Source organism: Rhodoplanes sp. SY1, assembly GCF_046000175.1.
Lineage (GTDB): Bacteria > Pseudomonadota > Alphaproteobacteria > Rhizobiales > Xanthobacteraceae > Rhodoplanes.
On the sequence record NZ_JBEOMB010000238.1, the window covers coordinates 1 to 592 of the forward strand.

The window sequence follows — 592 nt, forward strand, 5'->3', positions numbered from 1 at the left end:
TGCCGCTCGGTCCGCCCCTCGGCGTCGCGGACGATCACCTCGCGGTGTCCGGCGAGCCCGACGGGCGCGATCTCCAGCGCGGTCTCCTCCCGCAGCTCCCGCACCACGGCCGTGTGGAGCGTCTCGCCGGCCTCGACGACGCCGCCCGGCAGCGTCCACGGCCCGGCCGAAGGCGCATGGGCACGGCGCACCAGCAGCACCTGCCCGGCGCGGAACACGGCGGCGCTGACGGCGAGGAACGGGCGGGTGGGGTAGCGCCGGGCGTCGGTCACGGGCGCTCCCGCTCAGGCGCCGCGCTGGAACACGGCATCGACCATGTCCTGGCGCGCCGTCTCGTCCGACATGGCGGCCGGCATGATGTGCTCGCCGTTGATCACCGAGCCGGCGCGGGCGACCAACGGCTTGAGCCAGCCCGACGATTCGGTCCCGAGGCGGGCGACGGCGGTCGGCGACAGGTTCTGGCGGAGTGCGTCCAGGGTCGCCGCCAGGATGGCGTCCATGTGGTCGATCATGCCCTCGAGCTCGCGCCGCGAGTTCGGCTCGGCGATCTCGTAGGCGACGCGGGCGAGGTCCTTGTCCTTGAAGTGCGACC

Annotated in this window: 1 protein-coding gene and 1 pseudogene; both read right to left on the bottom strand. The window is 74.2% G+C overall.

Translation table 11 applies throughout. From position 1 onward, the window contains the following. Positions 1–272: NUDIX domain-containing protein (locus tag ABTU92_RS28825; protein WP_408095000.1), on the bottom strand; the 272-nt coding region annotated here is incomplete at its 3' end. 12 nt (positions 273–284) lie between these two features. Continuing rightward, positions 285–592, bottom strand: a pseudogene (locus ABTU92_RS28830) (hypothetical protein); the annotation flags it as partial.